We start from the raw sequence: 23495 nt of genomic DNA, 5'->3' as shown, positions 1-23495 counted from the left end.
GGAACTCGATTTTTTTATTCGTACTAATAAAAAACAACATATAAAGCGCTTTTTAGGAGCATTAAAATGAATGATTTCTCGCGAACTCAGCAGTACATCCAGTTTTTTACTGAAGTACTCAAACTTAATAAACTTACAAATGCGCCTACTGAGCAACACCGTATTTATTACAACCAAATCAACTTATTCTTATCGCATCACGCTCTTTTATCGGCGGCTCAAGTCATTGATTTACTCTCGACACCCACTAATCTATTTACTGAACAAGATTTAAAAAACTTAGTCGATGAAAATAAGGCCTTTTTTGTAACAGCACCAAATTTCGCAGGCTATGAGGGCTACCCCGCCTTTCAGTTTGATATCTATAAACGACGCGTTAAACCTATTTTAGAACCTATTATTGAACAGGTAAGTAAATACTATTTCGACTGGGATATTGTACTTTGGTTAGGGTCATACTTTGGCGACCTGAATAGCTCAGCGATTGAAGCAATAGATAACCCTAAGCAACATTACTTGTTGATTCAATTAGCTAAGAATATTGAAAATGAGTATCTGTAGTTAAATTACAATACTGTACCTACATAGTATAAAAATTACAGTGCGCTGTATTGTCGGCCATTGTACTAACAACACAAAGGACTGCTCGTGATACCTAATTACCAGCAATTTATGCGCCCATTTTTAGAGGTTGCACATAAAGCTCATGGAAGAGAAGTTAAGCTAAGGGATGTAAGTATAGGCTTTATCAATACAGACAGGACCTAAGCTGTTACGAATAAATAATGACAAGCTGCTTACCTAATTTCATACATTAGAACGCATACTTTTATAGCTACTTAAAAATCAATAAAGCAACTATCGCTCTCTAAGTCATATGGCACAACTTTAAGCTTTAAATTTTCATGATAATAAAAGTCATCTAAAGAAGATTTAAACTCATCATACTTGGGATAAACCAAATACAGCTCACCATTGCCCTGTAAGTATTTTTCACCATATGCGAATAACTGGTAAATGTCAGATTGGTTTAGATTATATTTATCAGTGGCGTTTCCCAGTGACTCATTTAAGCGCTTCCATTTTGTATCTATAACAGTCATTACTACTCTGGCATTATCGTAAACAACAATATCTGGTTCTAACCTAAACCATTTATCACCTTTATGCTCAACCAAACCAAAAGTAGAGGGCTGCTCTTTCAAACGTAAAGCTGGTGGTAGTTGTTTAGCTAGCTGATTAGCTACGTAACGCTCAAATAATTTTTCCATTGGAAATAAGAACGAAATTCCCTTGTGATTACCAATCATAGCTATAGGAGACTTATAACTAAGAATTAACTCACACCATGGTTTAAGTGGGCGGTAGTGCGCAATACTGCGGTCAGTCTTCCAGTTTCTAAAATCGTTTGATATATTTTTTGATTCATCAATCTCATTGAATACAAATAATAGCTCTCTCGCTAAGCGCTGATTAGCGCTAGATCTTGACCACTTTAAAACTAACTTTAAGGATGAGTGTATTAACCTGTTCTCAGCTCTATTAGATGTAAAAACATCATGAGAAACATGAAAGTGATGATTACGTCCCGGTCGTTGCCTAAGTTGTTTTGCTACTAACAACTGACCTTTTAAATAGGTCGATTCTCGCTCTACTCGTTGGTATTCATTACGTATGCATTGCTTTACCAATTTAGATACTGCATTTAAAAAGTGACTAATTAGCAACTCATACAGCGGCTGTTTCAATACCTCTAAATGCGATTGTTGAAACTCTTGTAATGTTAATTTCTCGACACTCGCAAGCATTTTCATTAATACTTTGCGTGAGTTATTAGGGCTGCTGTCTTGAATAGATATTTTAGGTAAAATTTCGATTCTGGTTTTACAAGGTGTTTCTAGTACACCAACAAAATTCACGACTTGTAACGCAATCGCTTTACCATGTCGCTTTACTTTAACTAGTTCACGCTGCTTTTCATTATTACTAACACCATTAACTAACAACCAATCAAAAGCGCTCTGAGGAATTGAGTGGCAATCAATACTGCAATCAACACCACCGTTAGTTAAAAGCGCATACTCTCTAACAATTACATCATTAACCTTAGAGTGCTTCATAAACACCTATATACGCTTCTGGGTTGTTTAATGCCTCAACATTGCGCTTATAGGGTGTTATCCCCTCCTGCTGCCATTCAGGACCCATAAGCTTGGCAATAGAAGTGTCAGTGAACTTTTCTTCTATAAATTTCAAGCTAGCATCTGTTTTTAAGTGATCACCTAACACTTGGCCAACACGTTCCCAGTCCTCAAAAAAATATTCTTCAAGTAAAGGAAGTATTTCTAACTCAAATATTTTTGCTAATCGCTCGATTGTTGACTCATCTTTTAAAGGTAAAAAGAAGCTATGCCCAATGGTATGCTCGCGGTCATATAAAAGCTCTATTCGTTGATTAATGGTTTTTAGTAATTTTGCTATTTTAATTCCATCAACTTCAACATCGTCGAGTAATTCATGATTTGGCATCATCTCTACAAATTCAAAGCGGCGGCGTAATGCAATATCAACCTGTGCCAATGATTTATCAGCCGTGTTCATAGTGCCAATAATATGTAAGTTTGAAGGAACTGATAAAGGCTCTTTTGAATAAGGTAATTTTACCGATAATGATTCAGAGCCACCAGCACGCTTACTAGGTTCAATTAAAGTAATCAATTCACCAAAAATATTAGAGATATTACCTCGGTTAATTTCATCAATAATCAACACTCGTTTTTCTGAGTTATTAAACGCTTTATCTTTAATACCATGATTTACAATTGACTCAACTAAAGGCGCAAGAACATTTGGGTATCCGTTAACAATATATTTTTCCATTTCAGTACTAGTGTTCCAGTCGAACACTTTTTTAGAACGAATATCGCTAATAGAAGCTTTACCTTGTTTAACCAACAGCACAAGTTCGTCAACAATAACTCGCGGCATTGGTAGCAGAGCACCATTTGGCTTTCTCAAGCTAATAATCTCGTTTGTTATACCTTCAACCAAATAAGTTGAAACTTTAGATCCTACAGCCAACGACGGAATTGAATCACTATTTAAATCATCACCAGAAAGTAGCTCTTTAAGTTTGTCTCTTATAAGCACCGGCTCTTGTAGTCGATATAATGTCCTTTGAGATAAATTTTTAGTAAATAATTCATCAACGGGTAACGAAGGTTCATAAACTCGATGCCAAATCACTTCCCGTTTTTGAGAGTAACTTTCATCATCAATTGCTGAAGGCGCGTATTCATAATCACCTATAATCTCAGCTATGGCCCTAAACTTACGATTACCCTCAGATACAACAACTAAGTCACCAATTGACATGACATTCTTAAAGTAGTCCACTGACATAGCACTATAATCATTACTTTCATTTTCTATTTTAATACCATGCGTTTCATATGTAGCTACAACAGACTTTCGGTCTTTCGTAGAGCTAAAGTCAATATTACCGCCATAACCTAGTAAAATATAATTGTTCTCAATACATTGCTGATATATGTAAGCATCATCTCCTTGAGTGTCACCTAAAGACATTTTCCAAACTTTCCGTCCTGTTACATCTACAGGGCGCTTTTGCTGAGATATAACGGTATGAGCATTACCAGCATCACACATGCGCTTAAAAATACCATCTTCAATTTCATAGCTTATCTGGTGGGCTTTGTTACTATTGGCTTTTAACCCCTCAACAAAGTCTTCATAGCTAAAGCTCTGATGAAACGTAACAAAGCCTATGCGGTTTTTCTTCATAAGCTCATCAAAACGAGCTTTAATTTTAGTACGGTCATTTTTGTGGTGAGCAAAAAAGTCAGGGGCTACTATTTCAAGCGCTTTATTTATTGTGTTGTAGGTTTTACCTGTACCCGGTGGCCCGTAAAGTATTTGGTTTAAACTGCTGGTGGTATTGTTAATTGTTTTTTCCACAGTGTAATCCTCTTTAGGTTCTTGCACATCTTTAGCAGTGTTTACTTCTGTATTCTTCCATTTACTTTTTAGCGGCTCAATATAGAAATCGAGCTCGGTAGTACCAAACTCATGTTCAAATTCTTTGCGCAGCTTTAAAAGCGCAGCATCTCTTTCACTGCACTTCATTTTATTGTATTGGGGTTTAGTAAGGCCAGCTAGAGTGACGAGTATTGAACATCTATCGGTATTACCGAATATACGTTCATTAGAATCAGGGAAGAATAAAAACACCAACATGTGACGGAGTTGGCGGTTTTCATTATCAGGGACTTGCTCTAACCACTGGGCAAATTTAATGTGATTATTTAATAGCTCTTCTTTTTTAGGCTTATCCAGCTTTAAAAACAACTCTGTGAAGCGAATTAAATACACTAACTCACGCCAACGCATTGTATTGTAGGCCGTACCTGCACTACCAACACCTGTAAGCGCATTGTCAGATAAGTAACGCTCTTTTGTGGCTTCAGCTCTTTTGTAGCCACTCCAAGCAAATACTCGCTCAACACTCCCACGCTTTGATGCTGCACCTGTATTACTTGGGCATAAAAACATTAGCCACAGCATTTCAGCTGCAAGTACTTTGGCATCAGCCGAGGCATCTGTTAGCTGAGTTTCAAGTTTTGTAAAAAAATCCCCCTCACCTGCATTAGGATTATCTACAAAGTACTTAGTTAATTCTTCACAATATTCACTTGTCCAAATAACAGCATCTGTTAATAGAGATTTACTTTCAATTAAACAGTTTTGCTTAAACTCTTTTATGTTTTTTAATAGGTGTTCTGAATTTCTGTTTCCGCAAAATTTAGCCACTAAATGCGCCTCCCTGCATAGAGCTGATTAACAACTTCTATGTATGATTCTATTTCAGCATCACTTTTATTTTTTATTACATCAAAACAAAGTGACTTATAATAAGCTTCTCTTTCAAATGTCTTTGCATTATTACAACGCAATACTTCGTCATTTAGACGTGTTTTTGCAGAAGCAACATTAATAGTCCCATTTAAAATAGGGCTTAACCATGAAGAGTTAAATCGCTTCAAACGTTGATTAACTCTAGGCAATACAGAAAATGTTCTGTTCCACGTATCTGCTTTCTCTAAAAGCTGATTTGCAGTATCCTGAATTTCAACCTTCATAACAAAAGTTCCATTATAACTTTCGTATTTTGCTTCCAAAGAAACAGGTCTAGGATCTGTGTATGGGTTAAATGCTAAAGTTCTCACTCCGTCACAATGCAAAATATCGAGCTCACCTTTCGCTTTTTCATTACATTTTTGACAGCACGGAATCAGATTATTGAAATCTACAGCTAGAAATGGATAAAGTTTTTTAGGTAAATAATGATCGTATGAAGCTCTCCATTGTTTCTCATCTTCATTTAGTGCTCCCTCTTCTGGCTCTATAATCCGTTCTTCCATCATATCTTCTGTCCCACAAAAACAACAAATAACACCATTTTCGTCTTTGAAATCTTCAAAGTGTGAGCCTATACAGTCATTAGGGTTAGTAGATGCATTTTTAAAACACTTAAGATCTAGAGTCGTTGAGTAAAGATAACCACCTAACTTTTTGACTAATTCCCAAATATTTTTAAGCCCTGCACTAGGCGCCAAAACTGATTGATTCGTGTTACCTAGTGCCTGAACCCAGTTAATTTGGTTATAAAAAAGAGCGCTAAGCTCTCGTTTTAAATCGGGGGTTAACGGTTGATATGCGTCAAAAACATCTTGAAATAGCTCTTTTGTTTTTCCACTTCGATCAAGTACATCAACAAAACTATTTGGAAAACAATTATTAAATATACTTTCTACTAACATAGAACGATAAAAGCCTTTATGGACATCATCTAGCCAGTAAATCGCACTTTGAGGTGGTTTAGTAACTGACCATAACATTAATGTTCTTCTCTATTTTTGGCAGAAAGGAGTCGTTTAATCTGACTTCTACGTAAATTGACCTCAAACGAATCTCCATATAATTCAAGCCATTTTAATGTTTCCTCACCATCCATAAGCTCTTCATCATAAGCCCTTAAGCCCGCTCTAATTTCAGTTAACGGTTTTTGAGAAATTAAAACATTTAAATCAAAAACAGAAGTGAGTAGCGAATCAAATGATGCTCCATATGTTTCAATATCAACGGGCTTTAATAACACTTTGCCCATCTCATTCTTTTCAAACTGCAACACTCTTTCAGATTTACATGCAGAAAGTACAAATGGTGAATGAGTGGAAATTATCAGTTCGAGATTATTTAAATCCACATACTTATTAATCAACTCAATAAACTCTGTACGCCACTCTGGATTAAAATGGCTTTCCGGCTCATCAAGAATAAATAACGTTTGCTGGTGGTCAAATAACATCAAGCTACCTAATATCTGAATAAGTTGGTGCTCACCATCACTTAGTCTGTCATAGAGTGTTTCTACATTTGGCTCGCGGAGCATAACTTTAATATTTTGCACTCGCATCGGCATCAAACCACCAGAGACATTCGGTACATTACGTTCGTACTTACTACTTTTTAGCGTTCGCTTTTCGTCACGACTCCATCTTTTGGCGGTTAAATGATGAAGCTTTAGTAAGTGTTCTAAAAATACAGTTTCATCTAGATAAAGACGCTTCATCGCCTTTAAAAAATGCTTACCAATTTTAAAATGAAGCTTGGGGGAATAGCTAATTTCTTCATTAATGTCGGGTAAAGGTAGGTTTTGTGATTCACAACTTAGTTCAGTAAGCCTTCTAACTATATTGCTTACAGTTTCAAACTCTTTGTATTCTGAAAGTCTTAAATCAATATCAAAGCTACAAATACCAATCAGATTGACATGCTCAGATAAAAACTTTCTAAACTTATGAGAAGCTACTTTATTAACTCCACGGCAGGCAATTAAGTAGATGAAAAAAACATTATTCAAAGAATGGTCTGTAAATAGGCCTATCGGTAACTTTGCCTCATGTGGCTCAAGAGGCTCTTCTGGAAATTTTAAATAGGATTCTAAATCATTTTGATAGCTGCGCGGAACTGAAAATAAACCATTACTATTTTTATAAGTACTTTGCACATAAGCAGATAATCCTTCCCATACGCTATCATCTTCAGCATCTTGCGCCTCCATTGCTTTATCGTAACGGGGTTTATACTCCCGATAAAACACGCCCTGCTTTCTAATCACATCAAAATATTGAAGTTCTGTTTTAGCAAAAACCGAACTCAACCCTTGATTATGGCCAGAAGAGTAAGCAATGATATTTGAAGGTAGCATTTCATGCTCTTCACTAAGTACATCGCGCCATACTTCTACGAGCCCTCCAAATGAGTCTGATGCAAAACCTTGTCGCTTATCGTAATAGTAAGGGGTTGACCTTGGGCCATCAAAATAGCGCATTGTTAGCTTTGATTTCTGGCTTTCTAATTTAATGAATCGTTTAGTGCTGGCTACTAAAATCTCATAATCAATTTCAAAGTCGTAACTTAGGTCTTCAGTACATTTAAATTGCGGGTTGAAGTACCTATCCGCATAGCCAAAAATATCAGCTATTAGTTCTATAAAATTAGACTTACCCGAACCATTTAAGCCAACTAAACATAGTGGTGAATAACCGCCTTCACTTTGTTTAAATCTATAAATAAATGGTTCTTCAACCGTCCCTGTTATAGACTTATAGTGGCCTGTAAGTCTTATCCTATTTAATCTCATTATTTATTGCTCTTCACTTTCGGGCTTTCAACTTTGATTCTTTTTAATAATGCTTCAGCTGATTCATCTTTATCACTCTGTGAGACAAGCTCTCCTCTAAAAGCTTTTGCTAAAATAGACTGAGTCAAACGATCTAATTTTGATTTTGTTTCTAGAAATTGAGCTTCGACCTTGGCTGCTTTGTGAAAAAGAGCATCTATAATTTCAACTATTCTAATTTGTTCTTCTATAGTAGGTACGCTAACCTCAAATGATTTTAAAAAACGTAAGTTAATTCTTGGGCGAGTTACACCATGAACTTGCTTTTTTATTTTATCGAAAGTGTGTTTGCAACCGAGGTTATACATTAAAAACTTCGGAGATATCTTCTCCCCACTAACTCTTATACAAAAGCAATCTGCTTTATTGATATATGTATTATCCCTTGCCTCAAATAAACACGTTCGGATTTCCTCATCAACAAACGAAGAAAATAATATATCATTATGCTCTAGAGTATTTTTTATTAGATCTTGATACTTTTTTTCGCTAATAAATGTCTCTTTATCACCTTTAAACGTTAAATGGCCAATATTCTCCAACCTAACAACCTTAACGCCAAACTCAGTATAGTCAGCTGTTTTTAGTTTAGAACCAAACGGTCCATCAAAAGCCCGAGAAGATAATTCATCAATGGAGAATTGTTGCCATGAACCTTTATCTACCTTGTTGAATTCACGCCACTCTTTAGTTAACTCACCTGATGTAGCCGCAGCAAGAACTGATTGTCGGAAGCGTTTTAGGATTGCTGGAATTTTATCTAGTCGTGATTGGGCTTTATTTACTTTAGCTAAGATTGAATCAAGTTTATCGGCTATACGGATTTGTTCGTTTAGTGGGGGAAAAGGAATTAGAATCTCTTCAACGTCACTTTTCCTAATAGACGGAACAGTTGTAGATCTTGAAAGTGACGCCACATCAAAATATTGTAAAAATCTATATATATACTTTTCGGACTCTTTTAATTTAGCTGTAACACCCATGACATTATTATCAGCTAATCCACTTTTTGTGACTATAACTCTACGATTTAATTTTAAGGCTTCTCCAATTTTTGCAAACAACACCGAGCCTTCATTAAAAATCTTACCTTTCAATAAATTCGCAGTTTCTTCAGAAACAGTGTTTTCGGCTATATATAAATTCGCTTTATTTTTAAGATAAGCCCTAGATACATCTCCTACTTTATATACAGGATATTCAGCATCGAGGACGCCTTGGTATTTTTTGGGAAAACCTACCCCGCTTTGTACATTCGCAATGTCACCTAAACTTGCGCTTATCCACCCTTTAGGTAAATCCTTCACAAAATCACCTCATCACCTTCTTCTGCCACACCTAACTCTACCAAAATAGATTTTAGCTCTGTCATCGCTCCCGCCATTTCTTCTATAGCTTCGTTTATCAATACATCAGGCTCTGGTAAGTTAGTGCTATCTTCACTTTTATCATCTCTGATCCATGCTAAATCGAGTGCGTCATCTTTTTTAGCGATTTCCTCGCGACTAAAACAACGTAGGCGGCAAGTATCAATATTGCCAATTTCACTACCGTGTTGATGGTTTTTAATAAACAAGTGGCGCGCAGCTTCATCAACTTGCGTTAAATCGCTACCAACCGCTTGATAGAACTCATCAAAATGCGCTTGAGTTAATACTGTGCGTTTACCAAACTGTGGCATGTTTGAACGCATGTCGTACACCCATACATTTTTGGTTTGGCCTTTATCTTGTTTTACATCAGTTGGCTTTGAAAAAAACAACACATTAGTTTTTACGCCTGCCGCGTAAAAAATGCCTGTTGGTAAGCGTAAAATGGTGTGTAAATTACACTTTTCCATTAAGTCTTTACGTATTGTTTGCCCTGTAGGGCCTTCAAATAAGACATTATCAGGTAATACAACAGCTGCACGGCCACCCGGTTTAAGCATACGCAAGTACATTAGGTGCAAAAAGGCGAGCTGTTTGTTACTGGTGTAAGTGATTAAATCGTCTCGCGTTGGTACGCCGCCCCCTTGTTTTGTACCAAATGGTGGGTTAGCTAAAATAAGGCTTGCTGGTGGCAGTGCTTTACCTTCGTTTGATAGGGTGTCACCATACAAGATGCCTGAACTATCATCGTCTACCGCGAGGTCGTGTAGCATTAAGTTCATCATTGCTAAGCGACGAGTATCAGGTACTAACTCCATACCATAAAAGGTTTTATGCTGGTATTTATCGTATGCGTCGGGCTCTAGAACTTCTATATCGTTATGTTGTTTTAAATAATGATGGGCGCTAATCAAAAAGCCGCCAGTACCGGCTGTTGGGTCAACAATAACGTCGTCAAGGGTTGGCTTCATCAGCTCAACCATGGCGTTAATAAGCACGCGAGGCGTAAAGTATTGCCCTGCACCTGATTTTTTCTCGCCTGCGTTTATTTCTAGCAAGCCTTCGTACATATCGCCAAGGCCTTCGGTTTTAGCACTGTACCAATCAAGCTTATCAATTTCGCTTACTAGCTTATTAAGTGTGACAGGCTTACGTATTACAGTACTGGCATTAGCATAAATAGCTTTAGTTATTGTGGTGCCGTGCGAGCCTAAGTGGATCAATAATTTTTTATACTCTTCTAGCCTTGTTGCACTGTCATAATGCTCTAAGTCGGCCCAACGGTAGCCTTTGGGAATATTGTTATCGGTGCCTGTTTCGTCAACCATTTTAAGAAACACTAAATACGTGAGCTCATTAATATATTCATGGTATGTAACGCCGTCGTCTCGGAGTAAGTTACATAGATTCCATAGTTTTGCGACTAAGTCTTGAGTGCTCATGTTTTTACCTAATTAAGTTAATACTGCTAAAAGAGTGATTGCTTAAGTGATCAACCTACTACTAGGCTGATTGATTAGTGGTTTGCCACAATGTTTGATTAAACATATGTAGTACTTCAGCAATGGGTTGTTCAAATAATTTATTAGCGCGCTTTATACCGCCTTGGTGTTTAAAAATACCTTGGTCGAGCGCCGCTTCATCTACAATGGTGGTGGCTTTCATTTGTTTAGCTATGGTATTGAGCCATTGTATTTGTGGTGTTTTCCAACTTTGGCTAGCTAATATTTTAGCTAGCGCGTTATCAACACGTTGTTCAAATGGAATAAGCGCTTCGCCTATAGCCGCTTGCCTAATAAACCCGATAATACGTGCGGCAATATCTTCGTTTTTAACTTCGCTCCACGCCACTTGTAGATCTTGTTCTCTAAAGTGGTTTTGTTCAAGCACTAAAGCAAGTTCTTTTAGGTTTTGGCGAGTTAATTCCCATGGTGCTTGCACAACTGTTTGAATAGCAAGCAAGCGGTTACTGTTAGCATTTACAAAGTCGTTAAAGGCACGCAAATAATCGTCGGGTTTTTGCCCATCACCATAGCCCGTAGTGATGTTTGTAAACTCATCTTCGTGATCAGATATATACACAGGTTTAGTGCCACCAGCTACGCCTTGAATTTTACTATCAAGAATTTCACCTAAACCGGGATGCTCTGTAAACCATTTAGCTACTTGATCGGCAGGTAGTGCTTTTAAGTCTTTAATGAACGGTTGTGGTGATTGCCCGGTTATGGTCTCGAACTTGTCACTTTGTTCAGGCGTTAAGTGGCGGCGCTTAACTTGTAATTTAGCGATAAACTGATTTTTGGCTAATGCTTGTAAGTCTTCACTTTTGCTGTGTGCCATTTCTTGCTCTAGCTCACTAAAGGTAATATCTACATTAGTGACAACGGGCTTCATACTGTTTACTTTTTCTAACTGCTTGTAGATGTCTACCGCATCATAAATTTTAAACGGGCCTTTACTTATTTCGGGGCATAAGCGTGTAGCGCGGCCAAGCATTTGTTCAAATAAAATACGGCTATTTACACGACGTAAAAAGACCAAATTACATATTTTTGGCACATCTACACCTGTGGTTAGTAAATCTACCGTTACGGCTATATTAGGCAGGCGATCGTTTTTAAATGAGCGGATTTTATCAAGCGGCTTATCTGTAGCGCCTGTAATTTTTTGAATGGCATCGTCTTCAACTTCACCGTGATAATCTTCACATGCCTGCTTAAAAGCTTCGACCACTTCGTCTGCGTGTTTATCTGTTACACAAAATACTAATGTTTTAGCCTCTGAGTAAGGGTCGATTGAATCGCTTTCGACAAGCCATTTTGTGACTGTTTTAGTGAAGCTGGGGGCTATTACTTTACGGTTGAACTCTGCCACTTCAAAATCAAGTTCATCAGGGGTGTTAAAGGTTTTTATATCGCTATTTTCAGCATCATATACTTTAACTTCTTCATTAATTTTATAATGAATTCCCATCTCAGAAAGCTTGGTATTGATACGTACAGGCGGTAAATGATCATTCAGATGCCCGTCAAGTACTGCCTCTGTATAGCTATAACTAAATACGGGTTCACCAAATATGTCTACTGTATGTAGCGCAGGCGTTGCTGTTAGGCCTATTTTAAATGCATCAAAGTAATCAATGACTGAGCGGTATTTAGATTGGTAATCTTTTTGGTCTCTGAATAATAACTCTGTATCGCTGAGCTCTCTATCAAGCAAGTAACCACGATGGCATTCATCCACTACTATACAATCGTACTGACCTACGCCGGGCTTGGTATCGTTATCGCTCGGATATAAAATACGTTTAACTAAACCTTGCACCGTTGCAACATGCACTTTGGTTCCGTCATCTGGTTTTTTATCACCTAGATCCATAAGCTCGAAGGTATCAGCAAATGTTTGGAGTTGCTCCATTCTCACTTCTTTAAAGTCAGTTGCAGCTTGCTCACCTAATGCTGAGCGGTCAACTAAAAATAGCACGCGACGAAAGCGCTCAGCTTTAAGCAATCTATAAACTAAGGCTATACAGGTTTTTGTTTTACCTGTACCTGTTGCCATAGCAACCAACGCGCGATCCTTTCCTTCTTTAATTATTTGCTCTACAGCTTGAATGGCATCAACTTGGTAGTCTCTTAATTTAAGGTCGTAATCAAAGTCCATCGCATCAAGCTTTTGCTCTGCTTGCTGAGTGGTTTGCTTTAAATAGCCTTTTATTTCATGCGGTGAATACCAGCCTTTAAGTGCTTTACGCCTATGAGCGTTATCTCGCACATCTAAAAACCAAATACCGCTTTCTTGTTCTAATTGCTTTAAATAAGATCGCCCATTAGTAGCAAACGTAAGAGGCACTTTAAAATCGCCCCATATAGCATCTAATTCGAATGATGGATTTGGCTCTAAATCTTTGGCATAGCGCTTTGCTTGGTCAATTGCACCGTAGACGTTTTTAGCTGACTTTTTAGCCTCTACAACAGCCACAGGTGTAAGGCCCATAAATAAAATATAATCAGCAGGCCCTGATTTAGTTGGCCATTCTGCAATTGCTCTATTCTCGTTTACAACTGGCCTTGCGCCTTTTGAATATTTTAGGTTAACACTATCCACCAGCCAACCAGCCGCAGCTAACTGCTCATCGATAAGTACACGCGTTTCACTTTCATTTAATTGAAACGCTGACTTTTCGACTCGTTGAATTTCTTGCTGCTGTGCTTGTTTGTCTTTAGCATTAAACTGAGCCATATACATGATATTGGCTTTAACCATTTTATCTTTATATTCAGCTAGCAATGCTTCCTGCTCGGTGGCTATTTGTTCCCACGTTTGACTATCTGCAAGCATTTGCTCAGAACGCTTTCGCTCGGCAGCGGCTTTTTCAGCTTCGATTTGCTTTAACTGCTCTGCAATTTTTAGACGTTCGGTTGACCTTTGACGTTCAACTTCAAGTTCATGTAGCTTCTCTTCAAGCTCTCTTACTTCTATAGATGGATCTTGAGGTTTAACGAATGGCGTAAATACAAAGCCTTTTGCTGTTTTATCACCATACAGCTTGTGATACCACACGGATAAAGCATGACCTAACTGCATAGACTTTAGGGCATCTCGGTGGCTACTTGAGGTGAAATCGTGGTTAGCAGTATTACCTAATTTGCGAATAACATGGAAGGCATCTTTAATTCGTTCATCTAGCTTTAGGGTGTAATCGAGCTCTCTTAATAGATCCACTTGCTTAACATCGTGGCCAAAATCGACGCCAACTCGCGCAGCGACATTTTGAGCCAAAGCTTCACCTAACTGGCGCATTTTAACTAGGGTTGTATTTGGGTCTGGGGCAAAACAGCGTTCAGCCGTTTGAGCTAAACGAAGTAGTAATTCGTCGTGGTGTTTTAAAAAATCAAAGTTACTAAAATCGCTTCCCATCTTAACAGCCTAACTAATCCATATGTGTATCAATCGATACTACCAAAGAAAATTATTACTGTGCAAAATAAAAACTAAATAAAGCGATATTACAGCTAGTTGTAGCCTAATTAGAGCCTAGTTATTTAATACTATTCCAGATAGGTAACTCTTGCCAATTATCTGGAAAGCCCATTTCTGTTACGTCTACATTATAAGTATCAATTAAACTAGCTAACTTTTGCTTCCAATGATTGTTAGGGCTAATTAATCCATAAAGTAAGCACACATAAATAGTATTGAATTAACTTTAAAAAAGAGCTTTGCAGGAGCGCTGTATTATCTCAAGCTTTAGCTATAAGTAATTGCGACTGTAACTGTGAATTTAGATAAATAATTATCGGTTTAAATAATAATTATAAATTTAAATGTTTTTATTTAGATAAAGAAATACAGGTACCAATGACAAACTTAATTCAGATAGTTTCATTCTTTATACGAGAGCTACATTCAACAATAAAAAAGGTGAGCTATAAAAGCTCACCTTCTTTGTTCATTCGCAAACTTATTTATACACGTTCGCAAACTTATTTATCATGAACATTTCAAAAAATTAGTCGCGGTATGTCTCTACCGCTGGGCATGAACATACTAAGTTACGGTCGCCGTATACGTCATCAATACGTGTAACGGTTGGCCAAAACTTGTTTTTAGCCACTGCAGGCACTGGGAATGCAGCGTAAAAACGGTCGTATGCACGGTCCCATTCGTTACCTAACACGTCGCCTTGTGTATGCGGTGCAAACACTAGCGGGTTGTTTTCGATTGACCATTCGCCAGAGATTACTTTTTCAATTTCGCCTTTAATCGACACCATTGCTTCGATAAAGCGGTCAATTTCACCTTTTGATTCAGACTCAGTTGGCTCAATCATTAATGTGCCAGCTACTGGGAACGACATAGTTGGTGAATGGAAGCCGTAATCTTGCAAGCGCTTAGCTACGTCCATTTCAGTAATGCCTGATAGCTCTTTAAGTGGGCGTAAGTCAACAATACATTCGTGAGCAACACGGTTGTTACGACCACGGTATAAAATTGGGAAGTGCTTGCTTAGCTCATGCGTTAAGTAGTTAGCATTAACAATTGCCATTTCAGTGGCTTGTTTTAAGCCCTCTGAACCCATCATGGTAATGTAAGCCCATGAAATAGGTAAAATAGCGGCTGAGCCATAAGGCGCTGCCGATACCGCACCGTTACCGATGTTAGTACCTGGTACGTTAATTACGCTGTGGTTTGGCATAAATGGCGCAAGGTGCGATTTAACACCAATTGGGCCAACACCTGGACCGCCGCCACCGTGTGGAATACAAAACGTTTTATGCAAGTTTAAGTGCGATACGTCTGAACCAATAAAGCCTGGGCTTGTTACGCCAACTTGCGCGTTCATGTTTGCGCCGTCCATGTAAACTTGGCCGCCGTGCTCATGAATAATGTCACAAATTTCACGAATTGTTTCTTCGTATACGCCATGCGTAGACGGGTATGTGATCATGATGCACGATAAGTTTTCAGACACTTCCTCAGCTTTCGCTTTAAGGTCAACCATGTCTACGTTACCGTTTTTATCGCAGTTAACTACCACAATTTTCATGCTTGCCATTTGCGCTGATGCAGGGTTAGTACCGTGCGCAGAGCTTGGGATTAAACATACATTACGGTGTGCGTCACCGCGTGACTCGTGGTATTTACGAATCGCGATTAAGCCTGCGTATTCACCTTGTGCACCAGAGTTTGGCTGTAGTGATACTGCATCGTAACCGGTAATGTTTACTAGCCAGTCGTGTAGCTCGCCAATCATTATTTGATAACCTTCTGCTTGATCTAGCGGGCAGAATGGGTGAAGGTTTGCAAACTCAGGCCACGTAATTGGGATCATCTCTGCGGTCGCGTTTAGTTTCATGGTACATGAGCCTAACGAGATCATTGAGTGATTAAGCGATAAGTCTTTGCTTTCTAGTCGCTTAATATAGCGAAGCATGTCTGTTTCACTGTGATAGCTGTTAAAGTTTGGATGCGTTAGTACTTCGTCATCACGTACTAAACTTGCAGGGATAGACTCGCTGCCATTTGCTTCAACGTCGGCTGCAATAGCGTCAACACTTAGGCCATGGCCTTCGCCTAAAATAATATCGAATAACTCAGTAATATCGGCGCGTGTTGTTGTCTCTGATACCGAAATTGAGTACTCGCCTTCGTGGTTTGTTGCAAAGTTTACGCCTTTTGCAATTGCACGTGCTGTTACGTCGTTTTTATTGTCGCTTACTACTGTAAGGGTATCAAACCATGTGCTGTGCTTAAGTGCGATGCCTTTAGCTTTAAGACCACTTGCTAAAATATCAGCAAAGCGATGTATACGCTGCGCGATAGTTTTTAAGCCTTGTGGACCGTGGTACACCGCGTAAAACGCTGCCATGTTGGCAAGTAATACTTGCGCTGTACAAATGTTTGAGTTGGCTTTGTCGCGACGAATGTGTTGTTCGCGCGTTTGCATTGCCATACGTAGTGCGTCGTTACCTAAACGGTCTTTAGATACACCAATAATACGACCTGGTAATGAACGTTTGTATGCGTCACGTGTTGCAAAAAATGCAGCGTGTGGACCGCCATAACCCATAGGTACGCCAAAACGCTGAGCCGAACCAAGTACTACATCTGCGCCTAATTTACCCGGTGCTTTTAATAGTAATAAACTCATTATGTCGGCAGCAACACAGGCAATGGCCTTTTTGCTTTGTACGCCAGCAATTAGGTCAGTTATGTCGACCACTTCGCCTGATGTAGTTGGGTATTGGAACAATGCGCCAAAAATATCAAAGTTAACGGCATCTTCTGCTTTACCTACAATTATTTCAAAACCAAACTGCTCGGCACGCGTTGTTACTACGTCGATTGTTTGTGTGTGTACGTCGTCAGCGATAAAAAAGGCATTGGCTTTTTTAGCTTTTGATACGCGTTTTGCAAGGCCCATAGCCTCTGCAGCCGCTGTTGATTCGTCAAGTAGTGATGCGCTTGCTAAATCAAGACCGGTTAAATCTAGGGTCATAGTTTGGAAGTTTAATAATGATTCTAAACGCCCTTGAGCAATCTCTGGCTGATACGGTGTGTACGCTGTATACCAACCTGGATTTTCTAGTACGTTACGTAAAATTACGTGCGGTACGTTAGTTGGGTGGTAGCCTTGGCCAATGTACGATTTGAAAACTTTATTTTTGCTGGCTACTGATTTTAGGTAGCTTAGTGTTTCAACTTCAGTACGGCTTTGTCCAACTGTTAGCGGTTGTTCTAGACGAATGCTAGCCGGTACAGTTTGGTCAATGAGCTCTTGCACACTCGATACTTCTAAAGCACTTAGCATATCGCTTACTTGTGCTGGGCTTGGCCCAATATGGCGGCGAATAAAATCTTGCTTTTGCTCTAGTTCTTCAAGAGATTTGGCGTTTGACATGAATCCAGATTCCTATGATCCTAAATGCTAATGGGTAACTAGCATTAATTAAAATATTTGACGATTTAACAGTTCACTCAGTATGGGGTGGTGAGCTGTAAAATCATAAAAGCCCCATTTTTATACATTAAACGGGGCTTTTAGTTATCTTCAAAAAATGATTATTCTTCGTCGATAGTGTGCGAGTAACCTTCAGCGTCTAATAAGTTGTCTAGCTCAGACTCGTCAGATGCTTTAATACGGAATAACCAACCGTCGCCGTAAGCGTCGTTGTTTACTGTTTCAGGTGAATCTTCAAGCTCTTCGTTAATTGCAACAATTTCGCCACTGATAGGTGCGTAAATGTCTGATGCTGCTTTAACTGACTCTGCTACTGCACAGTCTTCGCCAGCGTCTACTTCGTCGCCAACTTCTGGTAATTCAACAAATACCATGTCGCCAAGAAGTTCTTGTGCATGCTCAGAAATACCAACAGTAAATGTACCGTCGCCTTCACTGCGAACCCACTCGTGTGAAGGTGCGTATTTTAACTCGCTAGGAATATTGCTCATTTTATTTGTCCTTTGGTTTATATTGGGAGGATACCAATCGCAATAATTATTGTGATTGGTATAACCAAATTATTTAAATTATTGATTTACCGTTACGTACAAAGCTAGGCTTTACTACTTTAACGTTTACTAATTTTTTACGCATTTCTACTTGAGCTGTATCGCCTGTTGAACGTGGTACACGTGCAAGGGCTACACTAAAACCAAGTGTTGGTGAAAAAGTACCTGATGTAATGATACCTATCCCACCGTCAACAATTACTTTAGAACCGCTACGCAAAACGCCTTTTTCTTCAAACACTAAGCCAACTAGTTTGTCAGTGCTTTTTTCTGCGCGTTGCTTAACAAGTACGTCACGGCCAATAAAGTCGCGATCTTCTGGTTCCCATGCAATGGTCCATGCCATGTTAGCTGCAAGTGGTGATACGCTTTCGTCCATATCTAGGCCGTAAAGGTTCATACCTGCTTCTAAACGTAGCGTGTCGCGTGCACCTAAACCAGCAGGCTTAACACCTGCGTCTAGCAGTTGCTGCCATAAATCGGCTGCTTGGTCGTTCGGTACTACTATTTCGTAACCGTCTTCGCCAGTATAACCCGTTGTGGCAATAAATAAATCACCTACTTGAACACCAAAAAACGGCTTCATACCTTCAACAGCTGCTTGTTGCTCGGCATTTAAAAGAGTGGCTGTTTTTGCTTTAGCGTTAGGGCCTTGTACTGCAATCATTGCAAACTCAGGGCGCTCTGTAACAGTTACGTCAAAGTCGCTCGATACGTTAGCTAAATGCGCTAGGTCTTTTTCGCGCGTTGCTGAGTTAACAACTAGGCGGTAAAAGGTTTCGCTAAAGAAATAAATAATTAAGTCGTCTATTACACCGCCTTGCTCGTTAAGCATGCCTGTGTAAAGCGCTTTACCTGGTACGGTTAATTTTGCAACGTCGTTAGCTACTAGCTTACGTAAAAATGCTTGTGCTTGAGGCCCTTCAATATCAACAATAGTCATGTGTGATACGTCAAACATACCTGCGTCGGTACGCACGCTATTGTGTTCTTCTATTTGTGAGCCGTAGTTGATTGGCATTTCCCAGCCATGAAAATCAACCATTTTAGCGCCCGCTTCTAGGTGCTTAGCATGTAGTACAGTTTTAGAAGTCATAACATTCCTTCACGTTTAAATTAACCCTGTTTAGGGCGTGGCTTAAATAGACTTTAATTGCTTAATCGCAATTAAAAACAGGTAAACATTGTTATGTTCACCTGTTGTTTGTATTCGTTATGCGGCTTCACTATGCATAAGTGCAAAACCTTGCGCTTGCATGTAGCTTTGCCATTTTTGTAATTCTTGTTGTTTAGCGACTAATACAAAGTGTTGTTCGTCGTTTTTATCAATGGCGGTAATAAATACATCACCACTTTGCGCACCGTAGCATAGTTGCGCGTCAGAAAGGCGCAAACCTGGTGTTAATTTAAAAGCATTTACTAGAGTATCAAACGCGTTGTCGCCACTTAAAATAAAGCTTGCTAGGTCGGTGCGTACTACATAATCAATATCAAAACGTAGTTGTTGCTCGTTTATAAGTGCTTGTAGTTGAAGGCTTGCGTTGTGTGGCAGTACGAATCTAAAGGCGGTTTCGCTAAAGTAATAAACAGCAAAGCTGTAGTCAGAATTATAGTCGCCATCAAGCGTGCCTTTTAAGCCTAAACCACTGGCGGTAAGCTTAGTTAAATCAAGGCCTAAAATAGTGCTTAAAAATACACTGGTTTCGGTGCCGCTAAAATCCATTACAACGTGATTGTTGTTAGTTTGCAAAGCGTTAGTAACCGCACTACTTGCGTTGCTGTGGCGGGCAAACATTATTGGGTTAAAAGTCATAACAAACACCTGTGTATTTTCGATTATAAAAGTATATTGCCCACGCCTACCAACAACAAATTGTAATTTTTTATCAATTGATAAATAATACTTATATATATAGCTATATAAATTGTAATTTTAAATATGAAAAACATATCAACAGACGGTTTACGTACTTTTGTAATGGTAGTTGAAATAGGCGGCTTTGCTAAAGCAGGCGATTTACTTGGCCTGTCGCAACCTGCTGTAAGTTTGCAAATAAAGCGCCTAGAAGACGTGCTCGGATATAAACTATTTAAAAAACAAGGACAGCGCCAAGTATTAAACCAGTACGGCGAGCTATTATTGCCTATGGCAAAACAAATGATGCAACACAACGATGCTATTTTGCAGCAGTTCACATCAGAAAACATTGCAGGTAAAGTGCGCTTGGGTATTCCGAGCGAATTTGCTGCGCGTATTTTACCTTCTATTATTGGCGACTTTGTGGCGCTCTACCCTGAGGTGTCGTTAGAAGTTAAGTCGCGTTTAAGTAAACATTTACTTTCGGCTTCTCGCCAAGATCAGTTCGATTTAGTACTTGCGCTAAATGAGCGACTTAACTCCGATAAGTTTCCTATTTTTATGCAAGACGAGTTAGTGTGGGTGGGCGACCTGTCACTTGCGCAAAACGACGTGGTTACGCTAGTTACCGCACCAGAGGGGTGTATTTATCGTCGCCGTGCAATTGATGCATTAAAAAGTGCGGGCATAAAATACCGAATTGTATATAGCAACGCCGATTTAACCGGCCTTATTGCCGCGTTAAAAGAAGGCTTAGGTATTACGGTACTTGCTAAAAGCACAGTACCGAGTGAGCTTAACTATCAAGTTCAAACCAAACATTTACCCACTCTTGGTAATATTGGTATTAGTTTAATTAAAAGTTCGGGTGAATCTGATCATGCAGTAGATAAGCTCGCGGAGTTTATAGCGCTACGTTTAGGTTATAGCTAATCAAAACTTTATAACTAGCTAGCTAATTATAGATAATACAAAAGAAACAATTTAGTTAAAAAAGTTGCATAAGTAGGTGCTTTTAGTTCTATTAAACTGAATAATTAAATACTTAATAACATTGATTCGTATTCGTTAACGTGTTCAAATTACGCCAATTAAGATAATTGACATGATTAGGAACACAATGAACCCTAAATTTTTAGTATCTACCCTGGCAACTGCGGTTGCTTTGTCTTTTAGTGCTACTGCAATAGCAAAAAACACCAGCAATAAAGAACAACGCTTTGAACAAATTACCGTTATTGGCTCAGAACAAGCAATTAACGATATTCCTGGTTCGGCTACGTTTATTTCTGATGAAGAACTTCAAAAATTCAAATTTACTGATATTTCTCGCGTTTTAGCGTCTGTTCCGGGCGTTTACGTGCAAGAAGAAGACGGCTACGGCCTTCGTCCTAATATTGGTATGCGCGGTACAGGTACTGGCCGTAACGATAAAATATCAGTAATGGAAGACGGTGTATTGGTTGCACCAGCACCATATTCAGCACCATCTGCTTACTACTTCCCTACTACGGGTCGTATGGAGTCTATTGAAGTATTAAAAGGCGCGGCATCAGTTAAGTATGGCCCGCGTACTACGGGCGGTGTTTTAAACTTACTTTCGCGCAGCTTACCTACGGAGCCAAATAGCTCAAAGGGTATGGTAGATGCAGCCCTTGGTGGTGATGGTTACTACAAAGGTCACGCTTACTTCGGTAAAGAAAAAAACAACACAGCAGGCTTAATTGAAGTATTTACTTACGGCGCAGACGGCTTTAAAGAGCTGCCAGTAGGTAATGACAACACCGGCTTTGAAAAAACAGATTTACTATTAAAGTTTGGCCATACGTTTGGTCAAAACGATGCGCATAATCTTGAGCTAAAAATTAAGTACTCTGACGAAACATCAGACGAAACATACATGGGCTTAACTGACGAAGACTATCAAGAAAGTCCTTACCGTCGTTATGCTGCATCGCAAAACGATGAAATGAATACTCGCCATAACGCATACCAACTTAACTACGCGTACCGTTTTGGTGATGGCTATGAATTTTTAGCTACGGCTTACTTAAACGATTTTCATCGTAACTGGTATAAAGCCAGCAAAGTAAGCGAAAGCTACCTTGAGCAATACAGTGAATTTGAAGCAAACCCGACAAGCGAAGGTATTGAAGGTATTGGTATTAAAGCTAATAACCGCGATTACCAAGCTAAAGGTATTCAGTCTGAATTACATATTCCTGCAGGCGATCACTATGTAACTGTTGGCGTACGTTACCACGAAGACGAAATGGATCGTTTTCAATGGGAAGACAAATACACACTTAATCAAGACCTAAGCTTAACGCTTACAGAGCAAGGCGTTCCGGGCTCTGACAGCAACCGTGTAGATAGCGCAGAAGCAAGTACATTGTTTATTCAAGACGAGTGGACAATTGATGCATTAGTAGTAAGTGCAGGTCTTCGTTATGAAGACATTACTATTACGCGTGAAGAGTGGTCTAAATCAGATCCAACACGCAGCAACGGTTTAACTAAAGATGTGTCGAACGACACTGAAATTTTAGTGCCGTCACTAGGTGCTACTTACACGCTTAACGAAAACGTAACGCTACTTGCGGGCATTCAAAAAGGTTATGCACCAGCAGCACCTGGTAATGCTGACCAAGAAGAAGAAGAAAGTGTAAACATTGAGTTTGGCTCTCGCTTTAATATGGATGGCTTTAGCGGTGAAGTAATTGCGTTTTACTCTGACTACAGCAACATGCACGGTAACTGTACTGCAGCGGTTGGTTGTAGCGACGACAACATTGGCGACCAATACAACTACGGTGAAGTAGAAGTAGCGGGCTTTGAATTTAGTGCAGCACGTACGTTTGCAACTGATACAGCTATGTTCCCAGTTAAATTAACGTATACCTACACAGACTCTGAGTTTAAAAACGATTTTGATTCAGAAATTTGGGGCACGGTAGAAAAAGGCGATGCAATGCCTTACGTACCAGAAAACCAAGTAGCGTTATCGTTAGGTGCTGAGTTTTCTGCGTTTGTAGTTAACAGCCAAATACGTTACGTATCTGATGCGCATGCTAACTTAACGCAGTCGGGCTTAAACGCAATTGATAGCCGCGTAGTATGGGATTTAGCTGCTAAATACTTAATCGATGAGAATCAAAAAGTATACCTAAGCGTTGATAATTTGTTTGATAAAACATACGTTGCTAACCGTTCAAACGGTGGCATTCAACCAGGTAAGCCACGTACTGTACAGATGGGCTACACTTACTCATTCTAAATTGAAAGCTGGTTAAACGGTTCACTAACAGCGTTGATAATTTTTTATGTAAGAACACTACACATCTAAATTATTGCCTTGTTATTAAACCGTTTACCTGCGCTTTGTATAGGAGAAATGGTTCACTAGCTACGTTAAAAATAACTGATATAAGAACAACTATATTTCGTTATTTTTGCCTTGCTATAGGGTTATTTTCCTATCGCTATG

General features: G+C 39.1%; 14 protein-coding genes. 3 read left to right on the top strand and 11 right to left on the bottom strand.

Translation table 11 applies throughout. From position 1 onward, the window contains the following. Window positions 1–66: 66 nt before the first annotated feature. Window positions 67–561 carry a hypothetical protein gene (locus tag AAEY62_RS04430; protein WP_350634642.1) on the top strand — a complete coding sequence of 165 codons (495 nt, stop codon included), beginning with the start codon at window positions 67–69 and terminating at the stop codon, window positions 559–561. Between the two features lie 278 nt (window positions 562–839). On the opposite strand, the gene AAEY62_RS04425 is transcribed toward AAEY62_RS04430, so the two are convergent. The 11 genes from AAEY62_RS04425 to AAEY62_RS04375 form a co-directional block, all read right to left on the bottom strand. Continuing rightward, on the bottom strand, window positions 840–2120 hold the full coding sequence (locus AAEY62_RS04425; protein WP_350634640.1) for an McrC family protein: 1281 nt from the start codon (window positions 2118–2120) through the stop codon (window positions 840–842). After that, a complete protein-coding gene (locus AAEY62_RS04420; RefSeq protein WP_350634638.1) occupies window positions 2107–4830 on the bottom strand; it encodes a DUF8426 domain-containing protein in 2724 nt (907 codons plus the stop codon). Before AAEY62_RS04420 ends, AAEY62_RS04425 begins: the two co-directional genes overlap by 14 nt. Next, window positions 4830–5918, bottom strand: a complete 1089-nt coding sequence (locus AAEY62_RS04415) for a hypothetical protein (RefSeq protein ID WP_350634637.1) — start codon at window positions 5916–5918, stop codon at window positions 4830–4832. Before AAEY62_RS04415 ends, AAEY62_RS04420 begins: the two co-directional genes overlap by 1 nt. Next, entirely contained in the window at window positions 5918–7726 is a 1809-nt protein-coding gene (locus tag AAEY62_RS04410; protein ID WP_350634636.1) for an AAA family ATPase, read from the bottom strand. Before AAEY62_RS04410 ends, AAEY62_RS04415 begins: the two co-directional genes overlap by 1 nt. Further along, complete coding sequence (locus AAEY62_RS04405) at window positions 7726–9072, bottom strand: restriction endonuclease subunit S (protein ID WP_350634635.1); 1347 nt, start codon at window positions 9070–9072, stop codon at window positions 7726–7728. The genes AAEY62_RS04410 and AAEY62_RS04405 overlap by 1 nt, the downstream gene beginning before the upstream one ends. Further along, window positions 9069–10577 carry a class I SAM-dependent DNA methyltransferase gene (locus tag AAEY62_RS04400; RefSeq protein ID WP_350634634.1) on the bottom strand — a complete coding sequence of 503 codons (1509 nt, stop codon included), beginning with the start codon at window positions 10575–10577 and terminating at the stop codon, window positions 9069–9071. The genes AAEY62_RS04405 and AAEY62_RS04400 overlap by 4 nt, the downstream gene beginning before the upstream one ends. 61 nt (window positions 10578–10638) lie before the next feature. Further along, on the bottom strand, window positions 10639–14055 hold the full coding sequence (hsdR, locus tag AAEY62_RS04395; protein ID WP_350634633.1) for a type I restriction-modification system endonuclease: 3417 nt from the start codon (window positions 14053–14055) through the stop codon (window positions 10639–10641). A 592-nt stretch (window positions 14056–14647) separates the two neighbouring features. Next, a complete protein-coding gene (gene gcvP / locus AAEY62_RS04390) occupies window positions 14648–17539 on the bottom strand; it encodes an aminomethyl-transferring glycine dehydrogenase (RefSeq protein WP_350634632.1) in 2892 nt (963 codons plus the stop codon). Window positions 17540–17700: 161 nt separating this feature from the next. Next, complete coding sequence (gcvH, locus tag AAEY62_RS04385; protein WP_024590231.1) at window positions 17701–18090, bottom strand: glycine cleavage system protein GcvH; 390 nt, start codon at window positions 18088–18090, stop codon at window positions 17701–17703. Window positions 18091–18163: 73 nt separating this feature from the next. Continuing rightward, window positions 18164–19246, bottom strand: coding sequence for a glycine cleavage system aminomethyltransferase GcvT (gcvT, locus tag AAEY62_RS04380; protein ID WP_121955113.1), 1083 nt, complete (start codon window positions 19244–19246; stop codon window positions 18164–18166). Window positions 19247–19363: 117 nt separating this feature from the next. Beyond that, window positions 19364–19963: a hypothetical protein gene (locus AAEY62_RS04375; protein ID WP_002958026.1), complete on the bottom strand. Its 600-nt coding sequence runs from the start codon at window positions 19961–19963 to the stop codon at window positions 19364–19366. Window positions 19964–20089: 126 nt separating this feature from the next. On the opposite strand from AAEY62_RS04375, the gene AAEY62_RS04370 reads away from it, so the two are divergent. Next, window positions 20090–20941, top strand: a complete 852-nt coding sequence (locus tag AAEY62_RS04370) for a LysR family transcriptional regulator (protein ID WP_007579940.1) — start codon at window positions 20090–20092, stop codon at window positions 20939–20941. A gap of 187 nt (window positions 20942–21128) precedes the next feature. Beyond that, complete coding sequence (locus tag AAEY62_RS04365; protein WP_197236753.1) at window positions 21129–23285, top strand: TonB-dependent receptor family protein; 2157 nt, start codon at window positions 21129–21131, stop codon at window positions 23283–23285. Window positions 23286–23495 lie beyond the last annotated feature (210 nt).

Source organism: Pseudoalteromonas sp. GW168-MNA-CIBAN-0100 (assembly GCF_040309225.1).
Taxonomy (GTDB): domain Bacteria; phylum Pseudomonadota; class Gammaproteobacteria; order Enterobacterales; family Alteromonadaceae; genus Pseudoalteromonas; species Pseudoalteromonas arctica.
The sequence above is the reverse complement of the archived record's forward strand: the minus strand, read 5'-3'. Positions and strand labels throughout refer to the sequence as shown.